Source organism: Streptomyces sannanensis, from assembly GCF_039536205.1.
GTDB classification, from domain to species: domain Bacteria; phylum Actinomycetota; class Actinomycetes; order Streptomycetales; family Streptomycetaceae; genus Streptomyces; species Streptomyces sannanensis.
On record NZ_BAAAYL010000001.1, the window covers coordinates 5,750,159 to 5,770,433 of the forward strand.

The 20,275-nt window shown below is 71.1% G+C and carries 15 protein-coding genes; 10 read left to right on the forward strand and 5 right to left on the reverse strand.

Annotated features, from left to right (window positions below; genetic code table 11):
• Window positions 1-22 precede the first annotated feature (22 nt).
• Window positions 23-214 carry a hypothetical protein gene (locus ABD858_RS26940; RefSeq protein WP_345042186.1) on the reverse strand — a complete coding sequence of 64 codons (192 nt, stop codon included), beginning with the start codon at window positions 212-214 and terminating at the stop codon, window positions 23-25.
• 217 nt (window positions 215-431) lie between these two features.
• Between ABD858_RS26940 and ABD858_RS26945 the strand changes: the two genes are divergently transcribed.
• A complete protein-coding gene (locus tag ABD858_RS26945; RefSeq protein WP_345042187.1) occupies window positions 432-2,426 on the forward strand; it encodes a hypothetical protein in 1,995 nt (664 codons plus the stop codon).
• Between the two features lie 7 nt (window positions 2,427-2,433).
• A complete protein-coding gene (locus tag ABD858_RS26950) occupies window positions 2,434-3,915 on the forward strand; it encodes a type 1 periplasmic-binding domain-containing protein (RefSeq protein WP_345044917.1) in 1,482 nt (493 codons plus the stop codon).
• 44 nt (window positions 3,916-3,959) lie between these two features.
• Here ABD858_RS26950 and ABD858_RS26955 read toward each other — a convergent pair whose 3' ends face one another.
• Window positions 3,960-4,958 carry a carboxymuconolactone decarboxylase family protein gene (locus ABD858_RS26955; protein ID WP_345042189.1) on the reverse strand — a complete coding sequence of 333 codons (999 nt, stop codon included), beginning with the start codon at window positions 4,956-4,958 and terminating at the stop codon, window positions 3,960-3,962.
• A gap of 197 nt (window positions 4,959-5,155) precedes the next feature.
• Here ABD858_RS26955 and ABD858_RS26960 point away from each other — a divergent pair, with 197 nt between their 5' ends.
• Genes ABD858_RS26960 through ABD858_RS26975 form a run of 4 tightly spaced genes read left to right on the forward strand, consistent with a single transcriptional unit; the run spans window position 5,156 to window position 8,485 of the window.
• Window positions 5,156-6,274 (forward strand): sensor histidine kinase, encoded by a 1,119-nt coding sequence (locus ABD858_RS26960; protein ID WP_345042191.1) that lies wholly within the window; start codon window positions 5,156-5,158, stop codon window positions 6,272-6,274.
• The gene (locus tag ABD858_RS26965) at window positions 6,271-6,939 is read left to right on the forward strand and encodes a response regulator (RefSeq protein ID WP_345042193.1); all 669 of its coding nucleotides are present in this window, start codon (window positions 6,271-6,273) and stop codon (window positions 6,937-6,939) included. The genes ABD858_RS26960 and ABD858_RS26965 overlap by 4 nt, the downstream gene beginning before the upstream one ends.
• Window positions 6,940-6,986: 47 nt before the next feature.
• Complete coding sequence (locus ABD858_RS26970) at window positions 6,987-7,628, forward strand: pentapeptide repeat-containing protein (RefSeq protein ID WP_345042196.1); 642 nt, start codon at window positions 6,987-6,989, stop codon at window positions 7,626-7,628.
• A 32-nt stretch (window positions 7,629-7,660) separates the two neighbouring features.
• Window positions 7,661-8,485, forward strand: coding sequence for an inositol monophosphatase family protein (locus tag ABD858_RS26975; protein ID WP_345042198.1), 825 nt, complete (start codon window positions 7,661-7,663; stop codon window positions 8,483-8,485).
• Between the two features lie 19 nt (window positions 8,486-8,504).
• Here ABD858_RS26975 and ABD858_RS26980 read toward each other — a convergent pair whose 3' ends face one another.
• Complete coding sequence (locus ABD858_RS26980) at window positions 8,505-9,281, reverse strand: nucleotidyltransferase domain-containing protein (RefSeq protein ID WP_345044919.1); 777 nt, start codon at window positions 9,279-9,281, stop codon at window positions 8,505-8,507.
• Between the two features lie 110 nt (window positions 9,282-9,391).
• On the opposite strand from ABD858_RS26980, the gene ABD858_RS26985 reads away from it, so the two are divergent.
• The 4 genes from ABD858_RS26985 to pglW all read left to right on the forward strand — a co-directional run bounded on the left by ABD858_RS26985 (window position 9,392) and on the right by pglW (window position 17,373).
• The gene (locus tag ABD858_RS26985) at window positions 9,392-10,813 is read left to right on the forward strand and encodes a phytoene desaturase family protein (RefSeq protein WP_345042200.1); all 1,422 of its coding nucleotides are present in this window, start codon (window positions 9,392-9,394) and stop codon (window positions 10,811-10,813) included.
• Window positions 10,810-11,319: an O-acetyl-ADP-ribose deacetylase gene (locus ABD858_RS26990; RefSeq protein WP_345042203.1), complete on the forward strand. Its 510-nt coding sequence runs from the start codon at window positions 10,810-10,812 to the stop codon at window positions 11,317-11,319. The genes ABD858_RS26985 and ABD858_RS26990 overlap by 4 nt, the downstream gene beginning before the upstream one ends.
• A gap of 407 nt (window positions 11,320-11,726) precedes the next feature.
• Entirely contained in the window at window positions 11,727-12,869 is a 1,143-nt protein-coding gene (locus tag ABD858_RS26995; protein WP_345042205.1) for a hypothetical protein, read from the forward strand.
• A 103-nt stretch (window positions 12,870-12,972) separates the two neighbouring features.
• Window positions 12,973-17,373 carry a BREX system serine/threonine kinase PglW gene (pglW, locus tag ABD858_RS27000; RefSeq protein ID WP_345042207.1) on the forward strand — a complete coding sequence of 1,467 codons (4,401 nt, stop codon included), beginning with the start codon at window positions 12,973-12,975 and terminating at the stop codon, window positions 17,371-17,373.
• Window positions 17,374-17,448: 75 nt separating this feature from the next.
• On the opposite strand, the gene ABD858_RS27005 is transcribed toward pglW, so the two are convergent.
• Both ABD858_RS27005 and ABD858_RS27010 read right to left on the reverse strand, forming a co-directional pair.
• Window positions 17,449-18,897: a hypothetical protein gene (locus tag ABD858_RS27005; RefSeq protein ID WP_345042209.1), complete on the reverse strand. Its 1,449-nt coding sequence runs from the start codon at window positions 18,895-18,897 to the stop codon at window positions 17,449-17,451.
• Window positions 18,894-20,270, reverse strand: coding sequence for a KGGVGR-motif variant AAA ATPase (locus tag ABD858_RS27010; RefSeq protein ID WP_345042211.1), 1,377 nt, complete (start codon window positions 20,268-20,270; stop codon window positions 18,894-18,896). Before ABD858_RS27010 ends, ABD858_RS27005 begins: the two co-directional genes overlap by 4 nt.
• Window positions 20,271-20,275 lie beyond the last annotated feature (5 nt).

Consider the following 20,275-nt stretch of genomic DNA (forward strand, 5'->3'; position numbering starts at 1 on the left):
GCGACCTCCCCCAGGGTGAAGGTCAATCCGCCTGCTCGTCGGCCCAGGTGACCTTGTAGTACTTCAGCCGGGCGTCCAAGGCGACCAGCCGCATGCCGACCGCGGTCGCGGTCATGACGCGCTGGCAGGCGACGTTGTCATGGTCCGGTCCGGTGCGTGCGATCGCAAGGCGGCCGAAAACCTTCGTAGCAGCGCTCCTTGGGTTTTCGGCCAACGCAGCAAGCGTGCGCGCCTGACGCCGCGACGGGGCAAACGTTGCCGGGAGGGGCACCTAGGGCAGGGCTGCTGCCCACCGCGCGGGAGGGACCGGCGGCGGCTGCCTCCTGCCGCACCACTTCGCTGTTTCATAACGATGCGGAAATCAGGGTGACTTGGCGATCAGGAGTGGCATTCTCGTCCCACCGGGAAGGGAGATACGGGGAGGGCGGAGCGTGACTGAGGCGGGAGGCGGAATCGGGGTGCGCGGGCGGAGCGGGATCGTGTCGCTCGTCGACGCGTGCCTGAAGGAGGCGCCGGACGCGGAGCGGCCGGTGACCATGCTGCTCGGACCGCGTGGCAGCGGGGCCAGTGAGGCGCACAGCGCGCTGATGGAGCACTTCGGGCCCGAATACCCCTTCGCATACGTCAATTTCGGCGGCACCCAGACCCTCCTGCCCCGTTACGCCCTCGGACTGCTGGCCCGGCAGCTGGAGCGCAAACTGCCGCGTTACGGCCGCTCCCAGTTCCCCCTGCTCAGCCTGGGGCTGCTCGCCTCCGACCAGGAGCTGAGAATGCGCAGCCTGGCGGAGGGGCGGCGGGCGGTGCAGCGGCAGCTGGACCGGTTCCAGGAGGAGAACGAGGCACGGCACGGGGACTATCTCGCCGCGTTCTTCGAGGTGGGCATGGGCGCGGTCGGCATGCCGGAGGGCGCCTCGTCCGTGGCGCTCGCGGTGTTCCAGGACGCGCTCAGGCGCGGCAGACGCAGGCTGCCGGGGCGGGTGTTCGGCGGGAAGCTGACCGCGAGCGCGCACTGGTACGGGCGGCATCCGCTGACCCGCAGCCAGGACACGATGGAAGCGCTGGTGGAGCTGAACCTGTGGCGGCACGAGGGGGACGAGGAGGAGCAGGAGCGGCTGGACCGGGTGCTGTTCTCGGCGTTCCTGGAGGACCTGCGGCGCAATGCGGTCCGTTCCTTCATGCCCCGCTCGTATCTGCTGCTGCTCGACAACTCGCATACGGAGTACGGGCGCCGCTTCCTCGATCTTCTCATCCGCGCCCGGCACGACGACACGGTCGTCGCGGGCCTGGACTGTGACCCGCTCACCGTCGTCGCCAGCTCCAACCGGTGGCTGCCCCGCTGGGGACCGGCCACCGGGGACGCCTGGCCGTGGCGGCTGCGCGGGCCCGACCGGGCGTCGCTGGCGGACTGGAACGCACACCGGCCGACCCGGGACAGCGAGGACAGCTGGTGGTACCCGCTGCGGCTGCGCGACCTCAACCTCGACGAGGTGCGGATCCGGATCGAGCTCCAGTTGGGCAGCCGGCCGGACCTCGCCCCCTTCACCCGGCTCACTCCGTTCGTGCACCGGCTGACCGGTGGGCTGCCGCGGGCCGTGCACCAAGTCCTGGACGTACTACGGCAGTCCGGGGCGCCGCCGGAGGGCGGACCGGAGCAGGACCGGTGGCTGCGCACGCTGCCGGACCGGCCGCTGCGCATCGGCGAGCAGACCGGGACGCTCGCCGAGACCGCGCTCGACCACCTGTTACGGGGCTTCGACGACACCGCGCGCACCGCCCTCGCCGAGTGCGCGGCGGCACGGGACCTGGCGGTCGGCGCGAGGGTGCTCAGCCCGGGGGAGGGGCTGTTCGGCGAGATCCGCTCACGCTGGCTGCTGGCGGGCCCGGGGACGATGGTCCACGCCCTCCACCCGTGGCTGCGCCGGCTGCTGCTGTGGCAGCTGGCCCAGCGCCCGGACGACTGGGAGATGGCGCACGAACTGCTCGCCGACCACTACACGACCGAACGGCGGCCCGTGCAGCAGATGTACCACCTGCTGGCACTGGAGCGGATCGACGAGGTGACCGATCACCTTGTGCGGCGCTTCCCCGAGGTGCCGGCGGTGCAGTGGATCAGTGAGTACGACGCCATCACCGCCGCCCCCAACCGGCTCCCCGCCGGCGGCGGCCCGCTGGAACTGCTGGCCTCGCTCGCGCCGCGCCTGCCGGGGCAGGCGGTGGATGCCGAGTCGGTGATCCGCGGCCTGGTCACCGCGCGCTGGGTGTGGAGCGATCCGCTCGGCGATCCGGGTATGCGGCTGAACGACATGATCGCCGACGGGTTCACCCAACTGTCCCAACTGCGGAGGAACGACATCGTGGCCCTCTTCAACGAGGCGGAACGTTATCGGCATTGGCGCCATCCGCAGACCGCCGGGGGAGAGGGGTGAGCCGGTGATGATGGTCAGAGTCGAGTGGCCGCTGCATGTCGTGCGCCGGGTTGCCTTCGGGGCGGCCACGGCCGTGGTGCTCGCGCTGGTGGGCTGGTTCGCGGCGTCCTGGATCCAGGAGAGCCGGGCACGGTGCGCGGACGGGGTCGTCGAGCGGGGCCCGGACCATGAGTGCGTGGGCGTGACGGACGGCTCGTACCGTTTCGCCAAGCACCTCGGCGCCGTCGAGAAGAAGATCATGGAGGAGAACCGCCGGGTCGAGAAGAACGCCGGTGACGAACCGTACGTCAGCGTCGCCTACATGACCTCCTTCACGCTCACCGGCGACGACAGCAATTCCGAGGAGTCGATACGGCGGGAGCTGGAGGGCGCCTATCTGGCCCAGTACCGGCACAACCGCGGTGACCTCTCCGCCTCGCCCAAGCTGAGGCTGCTCATCGCCAACCCGGGCAGTCGCTCGGCGCACTGGCGGCACACCACCGACGAGCTGATCAAGCGCAAGGGCGGCAAGGACCGGCTGGTCGCCGTCGCCGGCCTCGGGCCCAGCACCGACGAGAACCTGGCCGCGCTGAAGCGGCTGTCCGAGCACGGCATCGCGATGGTCGCCAGCACGATGACCGCCACCAACATAAGGGACATAAGCGGTTTCGTACGGGTCACGCCGACCAATGTCGACGAGGCCTATGCGGCGGCGGCCTATCTGAAGCGGCAGAAGGTCCGTACCGCGGTGGTGGTGCAGGACGTCGCCAAGGGCAATCTGTACGCCACCACGCTCGGCACGGCCTTCACCCAGGCCTTCCCGGACAAGGCGGGGCACCGGCTCGTCGCGGAGCGCATGACGTACGACTCCTCGGTGCATGGCGCCTGGGAGAACGAACTGCGCTACATGCCCGGCCAGTTGTGCGACCAGAAGCCGCAGGTCGTCTACTTCGCGGGGCGGGGCATGCACCTCACCCACTTCCTCGACGCGATCGCCAACCGGTCATGCCAGACACAGCAGTTCACAGTCATCGCCGGGGACGACACCACCAATCTCACCGCGAAACAGCTGGCCCACGCGGCTGCCACGGGCGTACGGGTCCTCTACACCGGCCTCGCCCACCCCGACATGCACCGGAGCGCGCCCGCCACGGTCTCCGCGCCCTCGGCGGCGTACTTCCAGAAGGGCGGACTGCTTGACCAGTGGTTCCCCAACGATCCGCGCGACGACGGTCAGGCCATCATGGCCCATGACGCGGTGCTCACCGCCGGGCACGGCATCCAGATGGCGGCCCGGTGGCAGGGCAATGTCACGGGTGACGCCGTGGCCCGGATGTTCCACCAGATGGACGGGCGTCAGCAGGTCGCCGGCGCGAGCGGCTTCATCTCCTTCCAGAACAACGGAAACCCGCGCAACAAAGCCGTCCCGATCCTCAGCCTGACCAAAGACGGCCGGGCGGAGTTCGTCGAGGTGTCCGCCGCCCGCGGCAAGCCGCCGGAGGCACAGTGAGACCGCGACCGGTCCTCGTGCTCCGGAGCGGGTGACGGCGCCGGTCAGCCGGCGAGCGCTACGCGACCGAGCGCGGACTCGATGCGGTCGACCGCCGCGAAGGCGCCGTAGGCGATCAGGTGCACCAGGCAGCGGTCGAGGTGCTGCTGCGTGCGCCAGGCGGTGACGTCCTCATCGGTGATGCGGTACGGGGCGAGCGCGGCCAGCAGCGCGAGGCGGGCCCCGGGGCGGTCCCGGCCGGGCAGTTCGCTGCCGGAGAGCGACGGGTGCGATCCCTCCCAGGCCGCGACCGTCTCCGCCACGAGCGCCCGGTCCTCGTCCGTGAGCAGCCCCGCGCCCGACGTCGCCGCCGTGCGCAGCGCCGCGTACGCGGCGCCGACGGGGCCGCCCGCCGCCCAGGCGGGGCCTGCGGCGTCCGGCTCGTCCAGCAGGGCGAGGCTTGTGCCGGGGAGCAGTTCGCGACGGACGGTCGCGGACAGGGACCGGCCGGCCAGGCTGCGTACCGCCCGCATCTTCTGGGCACCGCAAGGCAGCACGTTCTCGGTGAGCAGGGCGGAGACGATGCGGTTGATGAAGTGGAAGGCGAGCGCGGTGCCGATGTGGCCGGGGGCGTCCTCGGCGGAGAACGGCACCGGTGTGAGCTTGGGCGCACCGGGCGTGCGGGATGCCTTGCCCCAGGCGAGCAGTCGTGCCTGCTCCGGATCCGCCGGGGTCTCACCCCGGGCAACGGTCTCGGCGAGCCGGTGGTCGCCGGTGGCGTGCAGCAGCATGGTGTGCGCGTCCACACAGAACGGACAGCGATTCGCCAGCGACACCCCGAGGGCGACGAGCTCCTTGCCGGTCCGGGTGCCAGGTCCGGCGAGCAGCGACTCGCGCATCAACGCCCAGGTGGCGGTGAGCAGTTCGGGTGCGGAGGAGAGCACCGTGAAGGTCGGGGCACGGTCGGTCCCGAAGTCGGTCGCCATCTGGGCGTAGACCTCGGCGGTCCGGCCGGTCGCGGACTTCGGTGGCGTGGGGTCGGTGTAACGGAACGGTCCGGGCATGGTCGTGCCTTCCTGTGCGGGCCGATGACGTGGCTCGATGCTGGACCCCCCGGGTGCCCCGGGGCGTCGTACGGCCGAAGACAGCACGCACCGGTCCACCGGGCCCGCCCAGGCAGTCCGACTACTCCCACGGGAGTAGCGCACGGCCCGTCCGTGCGGGGGACGCGGACCCGCGGCGGCGGGTCTAGGGTGCGGACATGCGCCGGGAGCACATCAGCCGAACACGCCTGAGCGACCTGGGAGTTGCGGCGGCGGTCTGCGCCGCGCTGATCCTGGGGGCGGTCTTCACCCCGGATCCGGCCGCCGGGCCGCTCGACTACGCGCTGATGGCGATCGGCTCCTTGGCACTCGCTGGTCACCGACGGGCTCCCCTCGCGGTCCTGGCCGTCTCCACCGCGAGCATGCTCGGCTACACCCTGCATGCGCAGCCCGGTCTGTGGGCGGCCTTCCCGGTGCTCGGCGCCGTGCACACAGCGGCCCGGGTCGGGCACCGCCTGGTGGCCGCGGCCGCGAGCGGAGTCTTCCTGGCGGGTTTCCTCGCCGCCGACCTCGCCTCCCGGGAGGTCGTCGAGCGCACGCTGCTGCTGGTCGGCTGGTTCCTGTGCGCGGTGGTGACAGGCCTCGCCGACCGCAACTGGCAGGCATATCTGCGGCAGACCGAGCAGCGCGCCCTGGAGGCCGAGCGCACGCGGGAGGAGGTGGCGCTGCGCCGGGCCGGCGAGGAACGGCTGCGGATCGCCCGGGAGTTGCACGACTCGCTCACCCACACCATCTCGATCGTCAAACTGCAGGCCGGCGTGGCCGTGCATCTGGCCCGCAAACGGGGTGAGGAGGTCCCGTCCGCGCTGCTCGCCATCCAGGAGGCAAGCGGAGAGGCGATGCGGGAGTTGCGCGCCACCCTCGAGGTGCTGCGCACGGACGACTCGCAGGGGCACGGTGTCGGCCGGATCGCCGGACTCGCCGACCGGGCACGTGCCGCGGGCCTGGCCACCCGGGTGGCCGTCATGGGCACCGAACGCCCGCTGCCCGCCGACGTGGACCGAGCGGCCTACCGCATCGTGCAGGAGGCCCTGACGAACGCGGCCCGGCACGCCGGGCCGGCCGAGGCCACGGTCGAACTCGCCTACAGACCGCACGAATTCACCGTCCGGGTCACGGACGACGGCCGTGGCTCCCCGGAACGGACCTTCACCCCGGGCGTCGGCCTCACCGGCATGCGTGAGCGCGTCACCGCGCTCGGCGGTCTGCTGCACGCGGGCCCGCGCCCCGAGGGCGGCTTCACCGTACGCGCCGAACTACCTCTGGAGAGACCGTGATCCGTGTGGCAGTCGTCGACGACCAGGCCCTGATGAGGGCCGGCTTCCGTGCCCTGCTCGACGCCGAGGACGGCATCGAGGTCGTGGGCGAGGCGTCGGACGGCGAACAGGGCCTCGCTCTCGTCCGCGAACAGGTTCCCGACATCGCGCTCGTCGACGTGCAGATGCCGGTGATGACCGGGATCGAGGCCACCCGCCGTATCGCCGCGGACCCCCGGCTGGCCGGGGTACGGGTCATCATCCTGACGAACTACGGGCTCGACGAGTACGTCTTCGAAGCCCTGCACGCCGGCGCGAGCGGCTTTCTGCTCAAGGACACCGAACCCGCCGAACTGCTCCAGGCCATCGATGTCGTGGCGCGCGGCGACGCATTGCTCTCGCCCTCGATCACCCGCAGGCTGATCGGCGAGTTCGTCTCCCGCCCGCCGGACAACGCCGCGGCTCCCGGAGTGGAGATGCTCACCCGCCGTGAACGCGAGGTCACCGCACTGGCCGCGCGCGGTCTGACCAACGAGGAGATCGCCGCATACATGGTGATCAGCCCCTTCACCGCGAAGACCCACATCAGCCGTGCCATGACCAAGCTCGGCGCCCGCGACCGGGCCCAGCTCGTCGTCTTCGCCTACGAGTCCGGTCTGGTGACGGCACGTACGCCGCGTGCCTGACCGCTGTCCCGGTGCCGCTGTCAGTGGGCGCGTGTTCAATGGGAGCCATGACCTCCCGACGCCCCCGAGCGAACGCAGACCCCGCCTCCCCCGAGCCGCCCGGGCCGGACGAGGAGACGGTCGTGCGGGATGAGGACTGGTACGGCCGTGCTCTCTCCGGCCGCACCTGGACGCGGTGCACCTTCCTCGACACCGACTGGACCGAGGTCGAGAGCGACGGCGCGGTGTTCGAGGAGTGCACCTTCGCCGGCGTGAAGTTCAATGCCTCGCGGCACCGCTCCGCGGCCTTCGTCAACTGCACCTTCCGCCGGTGCACGTTCTTCGACACGGCCTTCACGGACTGCAAGTTCGTCGGCAGCCTCTTCCGGCAGTCGAGCTTCACGCTCTTGGAGGTGGCCGGCGGCGACTGGTCGTTCGTGGGGCTGCCGGGCGCGGATCTGCGGGGCGCCGTTCTCGATGGCGTACGGATGCGGGAAGCGGACCTCACGGGCGCGCGACTGGAGAAGGCGACCGTGACCGGCACGGATCTGTCCGGGGCGACACTGCGCGGTGCCCGGCTCGACGGGGCCGATCTGCGGGGCAGCGATCTGTCCGCGCTGGATCCGCTCACCGTCCAGCGAGCGGGGGCCGTGATCAGTCCGGAGCAGGCCATGGTGATCGCGCAGGCGCTCGGTTTCAGGGTGGGCTGAGCGCTGTCAGTGGGGCATGGTTAGCTGGAGGCATGATCGAAGACTTTCTCGCAGGCCGGCTGTCCGACGTCGAGGAGGCGGTCCGCAAGGCGGCCGCAGCGGAGATCATGCCGCGCTTCCGGCAGCTCGCGGAGGACGAGGTCATCGAGAAGAACGGTCCGCACGATCTGGTGACCGTCGCCGACCGCCGCGCCGAGGAGCATCTGACCGCCTCCCTCACCGCGTTGCTGCCCGGCTCGCTGGTGGTCGGCGAGGAAGCGGTCCACGCGGACCCTTCGGTGTACGAGGCGATACAGGGCGACGGCCCGGTGTGGATCGTCGACCCCGTCGACGGCACCCGCCAGTTCGTGCACGGCGAGCCCGGCTTCTGCACCCTGGTCGCCCTCGCGCGCGGCGGCGAGATCCTGGCCTCGTGGACGTACGCCCCCGCGCTGGACGAGCTGGCGGTCGCCGTACGAGGCGGGGGCGCCCGGCTCAACGGTGAGTCGATACGGTCCGGTTCGCCCGCGCCCGGGGCCGTCCTGGACATCGCCACGTCCCACCCCGACTACACCAGCGACGACCAGAAGCGTGCCCTGCTGGGCCTGCGGGTGCCCGGCGTGCACACCCGCGCCTGCGGCTCGGCCGGGCTGGAGTACCTCGACGTCGCGCGGGGCCAGCTCGACGCGGTCGTCTTCTCCTGGGAGTACGCCTGGGACCACGCGGCGGGCCTGCTGCTCGTCGAGGAGGCGGGTGGCGCGCATCTGACGGTCGCGGGGGAGCCGTTCCGGATCAAGGGCGGCAACGCGCTCCCCTTCACCGCGGCGCGCGACGCGGAGACGGCGGCGCGGGTGCGGGGGCTTCTGCTCGGCGCGTGACGCTCTCGCTCGACCGGTCTCAGGCCGTTGCGGACCTCACCTCACGGACCAGTTCGGCCGCCGCTTCGACCGCGGGCGCGTCGAGGGACGTCAAGGCCGCGTGAGTCCGGTCGGTGAGGTTCCGTGGAGCGGACCGCAGCGCGGCGGCGGCCGCGAGGGCGCCCTTCTCGTTGATGCACCACACGCGCTCGTGGGCGTGCAGTGTCTGGGCGAGGATGCCGAAGGCGCGGGAGAGGCACAGGGACACGTGCAGCCCGTCCCCGGACCGTACCGACTTGCGGGCCGCCGCCACGGAGAAGTCCGCCTCCCATGCGGCCTCCACCAGGGCGGTGCGCAGCGGCTCCGGGTAGACCAGGGTTTGCGCCTGGAGTGACGTCAGTTCGCCGGTCCTGTCGGCCAGTACGCGCCCCAGTGCCACCTCGCCCGCGTAGGCGGGCGACCAGAAGCCCAGCGGGTGGCCCGGCTGTACACCGACCTCGTAGCGGCCGGCCCGGCAGTCGGCCCGGATGCGCCGGACCCGGTCGAGGTCGCGCAGAATCCAGTCGACGGCGACGCCGTCCACGGACAGCCAGGCCCCGCCGTCGACCCACGGTCCCCACTCGCCGGGACCGGCCAACTCGACGGGTGAGCCGTTCACTTCGGCCGCCAGTGAGGACAAGGCGCCGAGGTCGAGCTCGGATCGGCGGTAGTAGACGCCGAGGTCCCAGTCGGAGTCGGCGCGGTGTGTGCCGCGGACCCGGCTGCCGCCGAGAGTGACCGCGTCCACACCGGGGATCGAAATCAGCTGCTTCGCCATGGCCCGGATCGCGTCGTCGTTCACGGGCGGGACAGTACCCCGGCGGAGATCGGCGCTGTCCGGGAATATCCTGGGGGTCGCTGACCGTCGGCAGACGAAGGAGTCCGAAGGTGCCGTCGATGCTCGATGTCGTCGTCGTAGGGGCGGGGCCGAACGGACTGACCGCCGCCGCAGAGCTGGCCCGCCGCGGTTTCTCGGTGGCGGTGTTCGAGGCGGAGGACACCGTGGGCGGCGGTGCCCGCACGGAGGAGTTGACGCTTCCGGGCTTCCGGCACGATCCCTGCTCCGCCGTGCACCCGCTCGGCATCGGCTCGCCGGCCTTTGCGGCGATGCCCCTGCACCGGCACGGCCTGGAGTGGCTGCACCCGGACGTGCCGCTCGCGCACCCCTTCCCGGACGGCGGCGCGGCGGTGCTGACGCGCTCGGTCGGTGAGAGCGCGGCCTCGCTGGGCCCGCGGGACGCCGGTGCGTACCGCCGTCTGATGGCGCCGTTCCTCGGTCACTGGCAGACGCTGGCGGCCGACTTCCTGCGCACTCCCTGGGACGGGCTGCCCCGCGACCCCTACCGGCTGGCACGCTTCGGGCTGACCGCCCTACAGCCCGCGACCTGGGTCTCCCGCCGGTTCCGGGACGAGCGGGCCCGCGGGCTCTTCGCCGGACTCGCGGCCCATGCCGTGGCGCCGACCAGCGGTTTCGCCACCGGCGGGATCGCCCTGGTCTTCGCGTTGGCCGCGCACGAGGTGGGCTGGCCGATACCGCGCGGAGGCTCCCAGTCGATCTCCGACGCCCTCGCCTCGTACCTGCGGGAGCAGGGCGGCACGATCCACACCGGCACCGAGGTGAAGCGGCTGGACGAGCTGCCGCCCGCCCGCGCGTACGTCTTCGACACCTCGCCGACCGCGCTGGCGCGGATCGCCGGGCTCGGCAACGCCTACAGTCGGTACCGGTACGGAGCATCCGTCTTCAAGATCGACTATGCCCTGTCCGGGCCGGTCCCCTGGACGGCCGAGGAGGCCAGGCGGGCCGGTACGGTCCATGTCGGCCCGACCGCCGGCGAGATCGACGCCGCGCTGTGCGCCGCGGTCGAGGGCCGCGACCCCTCCGTGCCCTTCCTGATCACCGCACAGCCGTCGCTCGTCGACCCGTCCCGCGCCCCCGAGGGCAAGCATGTGTTCTGGGCGTACGGACATGTTCCGAGCGGCTGGGAGGGCGACGCCACCGAGGTCGTCGAGCGCCAGCTGGAGCGCTTTGCACCCGGATTCCGCGACCTGGTGCTCGCCCGGGCCGTCGCGGGCCCGCCCCAGCTGGCCGCGCGCAACGCCAACTATGTGAACGGCGACTTTGCGTGCGGCGCCTTCGCCGGTCTGCAGACACTGATCAGGCCCAAGCTGGCCCGGGTGCCGTACGCCACCGCGCACCCGTCGGTGTTCCTCTGCTCCGCCGCGACACCGCCGGGCCCCGGTGTGCACGGCATGTCGGGGCATCACGCCGCCAGGGCGGTGTGGCGCAGGCTCCGTAATGTGAAGCCATGACCGAGATCAGGCTCGTACGCGGAGACATCACCCAGCAGCACGCCGACGCCATCGTCAACGCCGCCAATTCCAGCCTCCTCGGCGGCGGGGGCGTCGACGGCGCGATCCACCGGCGCGGCGGGCCGGAGATCCTCGACGAGTGCCGCAGGCTGCGCGCCTCCCACTACGGCAAGGGCCTGCCCACAGGCCAGGCCGTCGCCACCACCGCGGGCCGGCTCGACGCCCGGTGGGTGATCCACACGGTCGGCCCCGTCTGGTCGAAGGACGAGGACCGTTCGGCGCTGCTCGCCTCCTGCTACCGCGAGTCGCTGCGGGTGGCCGACGAGCTCGGTGCGCGCACGGTGGCCTTCCCGGCGATCTCCACCGGCATCTACGGCTGGCCGATCGACGACGGCGCCCGGATCGCGGTGCAGACGGTGCGGGACACGGAGACGGCCGTGGAGGAGGTCCGGTTCGTCCTCTTCGACGAGGCGGCGTACGCGGCCTTTGCCACGCAGGTCCACTGACGGATGGCGTTGTTTGGTTCACCCGTCTCCCCTGAGTCCCGTGCGGAGCTGCGCCGAACATGTCGGCGTCTGCAGGAGGTGCCGGCATGTTCGGCCTCAACGGTCCTGCTCGACTGCTCGGGCGGAGAGGTGCCATGGGCCAGATAGCGCCGGCCGACGCTGGTAAGCATGGCGCTCCACTGCCCCGCCGACGGGATACCTTCGGCTCCCCTCGGTTCTGCAGCGCCCGACAGCTCCGTTTGTACGAGCTGCCCCAGACGCCGTCGGGGCACCCTTGTTTGGCCCACTACAACACCGTCGGCTGACGTTCGTTGAGCTGCACCTTCAGATGAGCCTCCACCTGGGACGATTGCGCCGCGGCATAGGCGATCGAACTGCGCTCACCTTTCATGGGGATGGGGACTGATGTGACCGAGCAGCCGGTTTTTCTGTTGGGCGAGGGCCTGAACGCTCTGGAGCCTGCCGCCTTCGATACGGAGGCGGAGTTCCAGGCACTTCTCGCCCGTCACCCCCGAATCCTGGACTTTGGCTCGCTGGCCGACGGGCGCCCCCTGCGACTTGTTCTGGTGGCGCGCGAGATGAGGGTTCCCACCGGCGCTGAGAGTAACTCGACGTACTGGCTGGACCACTTGTTCGTGGACGCGGACGGGGTGCCGACCCTGGTGGAGGTCAAGCGGGCGTCCGACACCCGCATACGACGCGAGGTCGTGGGCCAGATGCTCGACTACGCGGCCAACGGGGCGCGCTACTGGCCTGCCGCTTTGCTTCAGCAGACGTTCGAAGAAACCTGTGCCGCGGACGGGCGAAGCGTCGAAGACGCCTACCAGGAACTGCTGGGCAGCCAGTCACCTGACGAGTTCTGGGCAACCGTTGAGGAGCGGCTCGCGGCCGGACGGATGCGGCTGCTCTTCGTGGCCGACCGGATACCTCTGGAGCTCAGGGCCATCGTCGAGTTCCTGAACCGTCAGCTGCGGCAGACCGATGTCTACGCGGTCGAGCTGACCCAGTACCGGGGCAACGGTGATCACCGCGTGCTCGTTCCGAGGGTTCACGGCGAGGTGGCCACGGCAAACAAGATTCAGACGGGCTCCGGCCGGAGCGGCCGACAGTGGACCCGGGCCGACATGGAGGCGGCGCTGGAGAGCCGTGGCCCCGAGCAGCGGGAAGCCGCCCGCGCGCTGCTTGATCACGCGGCTGCTATGGGGCGGCCTGTGGGGAACAAAGCGGCGTACCCCAGCCTCTCCGTCTATGTTCCGGCCTCGGGAAAGCAGGTGCCTGTCTGGACGCTGTCACTGCGCGAGAACCCGGACAAGGATGATCTCGCTTTCAGTTTCGGATCGATTACCCATCACCTGGGCCGGGAGGCCGCATCCGCCTTCGCCGACTCCCTGCCTGCCGTGGACGGACTCCAGCAGAAGCTCTCGGTGCAGCGGGAGAAGGGCTTCACCGGCTGGCCGTCGGTTTCCCTGACGGAACTGGCCGTCCAGCCGGATGCCCTGCAACAGATCCTCACAGCCATCGAGCGGCTGATGGGCGCGCGCATCGAGTGATCGGCCGCATCTGACGCCGGGTGCTTCCGGGAAGGCGCACGGTAGGGTCTACCAGGTGGTTTGCCCGGTTGGGCCGGGCACGGGGTGTGAGGGAGGCTGGAAAGTGACAGCAACTGGGGGGAAGCCCGTACCCAAGCCCGGCCCGCCGAAGCCCGCCCAGCAGTGGTTCCAGGAGCGGCCTTCGCCGTATGCGTGGGAGCAGGACGCGTTGGACCATGTCCGCCGACTGCTGCCCGCCGCAGAACCGTACCGGGCCTGGGCCACCTTCTCCTTCACCGCTCAGTCCGGACGGATCAACGAATGCGATCTGCTCGTCGCCGTGCCGGCGGGCCTGTTCCTGGTCGAGATCAAGAGCCACCCGGGAGAGCTGCACAACACAGGTTCCACCTGGAGCTTCCGCGGCAGCGACCGCACGCGGACCATCAACAACCCGCTGCACTTCAACGACATCAAATCGAAGGAACTCCGCAGCCAGCTGCGCTGGGCCGCCCGCAAGCTCAAGATCGACGAGCGGGATGTGCCGCGGATCGAGCCCGCCGTGTTCCTGTCGTCCCCCGACCTGACGAGTCACCTGGACGAGATCCAGCGCATCCGGGTCTACGGACGCGACGACGGAGCCGGCGGGCTGGCCCGCATCTGGCAGGACTTCCTCGGACTGCCCCCGGACCGCCCCGAGCGGCGCATCACGCCGGAGTTCTCCCGTCACACGCTGCCCAGGCTGCTGCGCACCATCGGCATCCGCCAGTCCACCGGGCACCTCCGGTTCGGCGACACCTGGAAGCTGCGCGCGCACCCCCTCGACGCCGGCACGTCCTGGGAGGACCGCCTCGCCGTACGTGACGACGGACTCGTACAGGAGGAGGGACGGGTCCGCATCTACTTGGTCAGCCAGGGGGCGACGGATGTCGCCAGGAAGACCACGGAGCGTGCCGCCCGCCGTGAATACCAGGTACTGCAAGGCATTACGCACCGGGGCATCGTCGATGCGGTCGAGTTCCGTGAGCACGAGGCGGGACCGGCGATCCTCTTCCGCCACCGCCAGACGGACCTGCGCCTGGACCAGTACCTGGACACGTACGGCAGCAAGCTCACTGCCGAGCTCCGTCTCGACATGGTGCGCCAGCTCGCCGAAGCCGTCCGCTACGCCCACAACCGGTCCCTGTACCACCGCGCGCTCGCGGCTCGGTCCGTCTATGTGTCCTTCCGCGGCGACGGGGCCGCCCCCGAGTTGCGGATCACGGACTGGCAGACCGCCGCCCGGGACTTCGACAGCAACGCCACGTTCTTCCGGTCCATCGGCGGCTCGGCCCTCGATGCCGCCCTGATCGAGGACGAGGCCCTCGTCTATCTCGCGCCCGAGACCGACCAGCCGTACGCCGACCCAGCCGATCTAGACATCTTCGGTCTGGGCGCCGTCGCACACCTCATCCTGACCGGCCAGCCGCCGGCCCGGCAGCGCAGCGCACTCACCGAACGCCTGCGCGCCGACTCGGGCTTGCGTCTCTTCGCGGTGGCGGACGGGCTCTCGGAGGCCCTGGACAACCTGGTCTTCTCGGCCACCCGCTCCGATGTGAACGACCGGCTGAGCTCGGCTGAGGCCTTCCTGGACCTGCTGGACGAGGCCGAGCGGGCCGGTGCCCTGCCCGAGTCCACGGCGGCAGCCGCCGACCCGCTGGACGCCCTGCCGGGCCAGGCCCTCGACGCCGAGTGGTCGGTCCGCCGCGTTCTGGGTACGGGCGCCACGGCCCGTGCCCTGCTGGTGGAGCGGGCGGTCGAGGACGAGGACGGCGACGTACGCATCGACGAGCACGTCTTCAAGGTGGCGCTCGACGAGGAGAAGGCGGAGCGGCTTCGTGCCGAAGCCCGGGCGCTCAAACTCGTCGGCGGCGGGGCCGTCGTCCAGTTGCGCGGGGAGGAGCTGCGCGAGATCGGCGGACGGACCGTCCTGGAGCTGGAATACGCCGGTGAGCAGTCCCTCGGCGCACGGCTGCGCGGCAAGGGCCGGCTCACCTACCACGAGCTCGAACGCTTCGGCGAAGACCTCTTCCAGGCTCTCGACCAGCTGGCCGCGCACGGACTGCGGCACCGGGACATCAAGCCCGACAACTTCGGCATCCACCGGCGCAAGGACCGCACCTGGCAGCTGAAGCTGTTCGACTTCTCCCTGACCGATGCTTCCGACCGCGACGTGAAGGCGGGCACCCGCGGGTATCTCGACCCCTTCCTGGGGTCGGTCCGTCGCACCCACTACGACGACCACGCCGAGTACTACGCCGCGGCCGTCACCCTGCACGAGATGGCCGGCGGCGAGCGGCCCCTGTGGGGCGACGGCCAGGTCGATCCGCTCACCAACGAGTCCGCCGAACTCCACATCGCCGACGAGCTGTTCGAGCCCGCTCTGCGAGACGGCCTGCGCGCCTTCTTCGAACGCGCCCTGCACCGCGAGATCGAGCGCCGCTTCGACACCCTCCGGCAGATGAAGGACGCCTGGCAGGACGTCTTCCGCGCCGCCGACGCGACCCGCCCCACCACCACCCCGTCCACCGTGGGCACCGCGGCCGAGGACACCGACGAAGCCCGGGACCGCGCGGCGGAAGCGGCCGACGCCGACACGCTCCTGGAGGCCGCCGGTCTCTCCCCGCGTGCCGTCTCCGTGGCCAACGGCCTGGGCGCCACGAAGGTCGGCCAGCTGCTGGACATCCAGCCGTACGCCATCTCCAAGGCCCGGGGCGCCGGCGCCCTCGTCCGCAAGGAGCTCAACCGGCGGCGCAAGCAGTGGGCCACTGCCCTGCGCGGTAAGCCCGCGGCCGTGGCATCGGCTCCCTCGGGACAGACCGCCGCACAGAGTGCAGAGATGGTGGGCGCGGAGGCGCTCCGCGTCCTGTCGATAGACGACATGGCCGCCCTGCTCGCCCCCGAGCCGGGGCGCAAGGGCTCTCACCGTGAGCCGGTCGTACGGCTCACCCTCGGCCTCCCGCCGGAGGAGGGCGGGCTGTCCCCGCTCGGCCCCTGGCCTGTCCAGGCCCGCATCGCCGACCACCTCGAGATCAAGCAGCCACCCGTCTCCCGCCATCACCGCATCGAGATCAAGAAGTGGGCGGAGGCCGAGTGGCTGTGCGCCGTCCGTACGGAGCTCGCGGAAATCGTCGAGACCGCCGGCGGGCGGGTCATGACCGCCCATGAGGCGGCGGCCGAGCTGCGGTCGCGTCATGGCGCCGGCGAGGACACCCCACCGCGCACCCTCGCCCGTTCGCTGGCGGTCGTACGCGCCGCCGTCGAGGCGGAGACCGGCGACGAGACCGAAGGCCACGAGCCGCGGCTTGCCGTCCACCGCCGGGGCGACACCATCCTGCTCGCCTGCGAGTCCCTGCCCGGTACCGACGACCCGAGCCCGCGTGAACTGGCCGACTACGCCTCCGCGCTCGGCACGACGGCGGAGAAGCTGGCCGGGCAGGAGCCGCTGCCGGGGCACGCGGAGGTGGTCCGCGAGCTGCGGGCCGTACCGCCCCCGGAGGGTCTCGCCCCGCTCGCCGACACCCGCCTCGTCACCCTCGGGGCGGCCATAAGCCCGGTCGTCGAGACCACTCCCCGCCTGGAGCTGTATCCGCGCGATCTCGGTCTGGAACGTGCCCTGCGCATCTCGCAGGCCGGTGCGGGCGTGCGGGCGGAGCGTGGCATCACCCCGGTGGAGCTGGTGGCCCGAATCAAGGCCCGGTTCCCGGAGCTCCAGGCGCTGGCCGAGGGCCGCGAGCCCACCCATGTCGAACTGGAGGACGCCCTCCAGGCGGCCCGCTTCGACCTCCGCTACGACCTCGACACCGACACCTTCCTGCTGCCTGCCGCCCGGACCACCCACACGGTGACCGCGTCGGGTGGCCTGACCAGCCTCCTGCCGCCGCCCCGCGCCGCCTCCCGTGCCGACCGTGAGGACCCGCACGGCGCGGTCCGCGAGCGGCTCGCGGAGCGGGCCCGGCGCGGCGGCTTTCTGGCCCTGACCGTCAAGGGCGTCCGGCTGCCGGGTACGCCCGAGGCCGTTGCCGCCGCCTTCCCCGTCCGGGCAGTGGACCTGGGTGAGGTGTTCCTCGCCGAGTTCCAGCGGCTGGTGGCGGAGAAGGGCTACGACTGGCAGATGGTGCTGCGCGCGGACGGCGCCTCCGCCCCCGGCCGCATCAAGCCGGGCCTGGCCAGCTTCGTCAAGGTGGTCTGGCAGCGGGTCGCCGACGACCTGCGGACCCGCACCACGGCCCCGCGCACGGTTCTGTTCCTGCACGACGCCGGACTGATCGCCCGGTACTGGGACGAGGGAGGCCACGCCTTCCTCGTCGCCCTCCAGGGGGCGGCCCGGCGGCCGGCGGAGAACCCGCACGGCGTGTGGCTGCTCTGCCCGACGGAATCGCGCGCGGCCCAGCCGCTGCTGGACGGCCGGACGGTCGAGGTGATTCCTGGGGACGGGGAACTGGCTTACCTGGACGGGGCGTTCCTGGAGGCGCTGGGGAGGGTGTGAGGGGTTTTGAAGGGGCGGGGTGCTGTTTCCCGGTTCCGGCCAGGTACAGCACCCCGCCTTTGAGCTGTTGGTGGGTCAGGCCACCGGCTTACGCGCGACTCCGCCTCGGCGGCCGATGTCGAAGGCGAGCCGGTAGATGTCCGGCAGGTCGATCGACCTGTTGGTGCGTTCGGTCATGACACCCAGATCCAGAAGTTCCCGGATGATCTCGTCGTGGTCGTCGAGGTTCCTGGGACCGGTGCCGTGCTCCCCGTCCTTGAGCAGCTTGCTGATCTCGGAACGCAACTTGTTGCTGTCCCAGGCGAACCACACAACCGAGCGTTCCATCGGCACCTGGCTGCCCCCGAGGAGTTCGACGGCCTTCGCGGCCCACCCGATGTCGTCCTTCAGCTCGTCGACGCGGTCCGTGGCCGAGGCACTGAGACTGTCCCGGATCGCGTCGTAATGCAGCGGCAGCGTGTGAGTGACCCATCGCTCGGAGGTGAGCTGCGTTGACCGGAGCAGCGTACGCAGCCACGTACGGGGGCTGACCCGGCCGAGGCCGTCCTGCAGATGATTGGGCACCCAGGTGTATGTGTGCCCCTTGCGGCGGTCGGTGCCCATGAAGGGGCCCGCGAGGGTGATGAACACCTCTTCCTGCCGCTTCTGGTCCGCGAGGAGATCGACCGGCGCGATGAACCGGCCCTCGCCCTCCTGCCGCCAGACGCCGGTCGCTTCCCGGAAGGCCTGCGCCTGCTCGCTGGGGTGGTTGCCGAGTTGGTGGAAGAGCAGCCCGTACAGATTCTCCCGGCTCCAGCCCAGGTCGGTGGCGTTGGCGCCCAGCTTCGAGGCGTCCGCGAAGTCCCGTGGGGCGCTCTTGTACATGTCGGGCCGCACGAAGATCTTGGCGCGCAGTGTGCCGGTGGTGAGCCGGAGTTCCAGCGCGGCTTCGAACAGTCCGCCGAGCAGCCGGTCGAGCTGCCGTCGGTCGTTGTGCAAGTGGTCGAGATCATCGAAGAGGAGGACGAGTGACCTGCCCTGCTCCCTGGCCTCGCGGTCGGCGCGTCGCAGGGTGGCTTCGTACTTCTCGCCGTTCCGCTGCGTCCACTCGATGCGTTCGGACCACGTCTCCAGCGCCTGCACCTCAGGGTGGCGAAGCGCTATGAGAATGACGGTCGACCAGAGGTCCAGCGGCTTGACACCCGCCTCGACCAGGGCGGCGATGGCCCGCTTTCCGGGGAACACCGGCTCGTCTCCGCCTTCCCGGCCGAACGCGGTGATCACATCGGTGCGTTGCAGGCGAGGCATCATGTACGACTCGGCGGCGACCCGGCGCAGTTCGGGGTCGGTCAACGCCTTCGCCCAGTACGTCTTGCCCGTGCCGCGCGCCCCGCGCACGACCGTCACGTCCGGGTCCAGCGCGAGGCGGTGGGAGGACGGGGTGAACATGGTCCGCAGGTCCGGGCTGCTGGTGTTCGCGTCCGGGGCGGAACCGAGAGCGTCGATCAGCAGCGTGCGGGTCGCCTGGACGGCGGGATCGTTCATGACTTGTCCTCGTACGGGTCCAGCACCAGTCTCTCCACCGTGTCGACGAACTCGCGGTAGGCGGCGCGGACGAACGGCAGCTCCGGCCATTTGCGGCTGCGCAGCGGATCCAGCCCGACCAGATCGTTGCCGAAAAGGACCGGGATGGGCGCGTACGGCTTGTCGTCCACATCGCCCTGCGCGGGAAGGAACGGCTCGGCGTACTCGTCCCCCGGCAGGTTGTAGAGCGTGTCCACGAAAGCGTCGTAGGCATGCCGGCGCAGGGTGCCCAGCCGGTCTATGTCACCGGCGGAGTGGAACATGGCGGCCACGATCCTGACCCGGTCGCGCAGGGCGCGGGCCCGGTCCGGGTGCCGCTGCCACTGCGAGAAGAGCATCCGGTAGCCCTCCCACGTGGACGGGTTGTCCACGGCGAAGAGCAGCGCCTGGTCGCAGAGCTTGGTCAGGGTGACGGCGGCGATGTCGTGAATACCGGCCCGGCTGTCGAGCAGCACCACGTCGATGGGGCGGCCGTCCGCCTCCACCTGCGCCTCGCAGGCGGCGATGGCGTCCTCCAGGCGCTGGGCGAACGGACGCGGGGTCCCGCCCGGCTCGTCCGACGGCAGGTCGCTGTAGATGCGGTTGAGCTTCGCGAGGTAGTCGTACGGCCGGTCCTTGCGCGGAGTGCCGGCCGCAGGAGCCAGCCAGATCTCACCATTGCCGTGCTCGGGCTGGTGATGGGTGGAGCGGCCGACCAGCTCCAGACCGTCGGCGTTGCCGACGGCGGACTCGACCAGGTGGTCCACGATCCCGTGCGGGGGAGCAGCGTCCGGCTCGGTCAGCAGATGGGACACCCCGGGGGACTCCAGGTCGAGGTCCACGGCCAGGACGCGGTATCCGCGCTCGGCGAGATGCCGGGCGAGGACGGTGGTGGCCGTGGTGCGGCCGACCCCGCCCTTGAAGCCGTAGAGCGCGACGCGGCGGGTCCGGCGGGTCTCCTTCTGCTCGACCTCTGCGCCCACGGCTGCCCAGTCCCCGCCGACGACGGTCCGTTCGAGGACGGACACCCGGCCGGCACCTGCTTCGTCGGGCTCGTCGAGCACGTACAGCTCGGGGGCGTCGAAGAACATCTCCGGGACGAAGAGAGCGCTGGCCGTCTGGACGGGGTCGTCACCGGCGAAGGGGCCGATCCGGTCGGCGAACGCGCCGCGGAGATGAGAGAGCCAGTCGCCCTCCGGGTCGAGTGGCTCGGGGTCGTTCCTGTCGTCGACCAGCAGTGTGGCTTGGCCGGACAGGTCACGGACAAGGACGACGTCCCGACCGCTGCCCGCGGCAACTCGGGCGAGCTCGCACGCGATCTCCCAGGCGTCGTCGAAACGAGGTGGTGAAGTCATCTGGT

Coding starts and splice junctions, on each gene's coding strand:
- ABD858_RS26950 (WP_345044917.1), top strand. CDS start 2,434: ATGATGGTCAGAGTCGAGTGGCCGCTGCATGTCGTGCGCCGGGTTGCC.
- ABD858_RS26955 (WP_345042189.1), bottom strand. CDS start 4,958: ATGCCCGGACCGTTCCGTTACACCGACCCCACGCCACCGAAGTCCGCG.
- ABD858_RS26960 (WP_345042191.1), top strand. CDS start 5,156: ATGCGCCGGGAGCACATCAGCCGAACACGCCTGAGCGACCTGGGAGTT.
- ABD858_RS26970 (WP_345042196.1), top strand. CDS start 6,987: ATGACCTCCCGACGCCCCCGAGCGAACGCAGACCCCGCCTCCCCCGAG.
- ABD858_RS26975 (WP_345042198.1), top strand. CDS start 7,661: ATGATCGAAGACTTTCTCGCAGGCCGGCTGTCCGACGTCGAGGAGGCG.
- ABD858_RS26980 (WP_345044919.1), bottom strand. CDS start 9,281: ATGGCGAAGCAGCTGATTTCGATCCCCGGTGTGGACGCGGTCACTCTC.
- ABD858_RS26990 (WP_345042203.1), top strand. CDS start 10,810: ATGACCGAGATCAGGCTCGTACGCGGAGACATCACCCAGCAGCACGCC.
- ABD858_RS27005 (WP_345042209.1), bottom strand. CDS start 18,897: ATGAACGATCCCGCCGTCCAGGCGACCCGCACGCTGCTGATCGACGCT.
- ABD858_RS27010 (WP_345042211.1), bottom strand. CDS start 20,270: ATGACTTCACCACCTCGTTTCGACGACGCCTGGGAGATCGCGTGCGAG.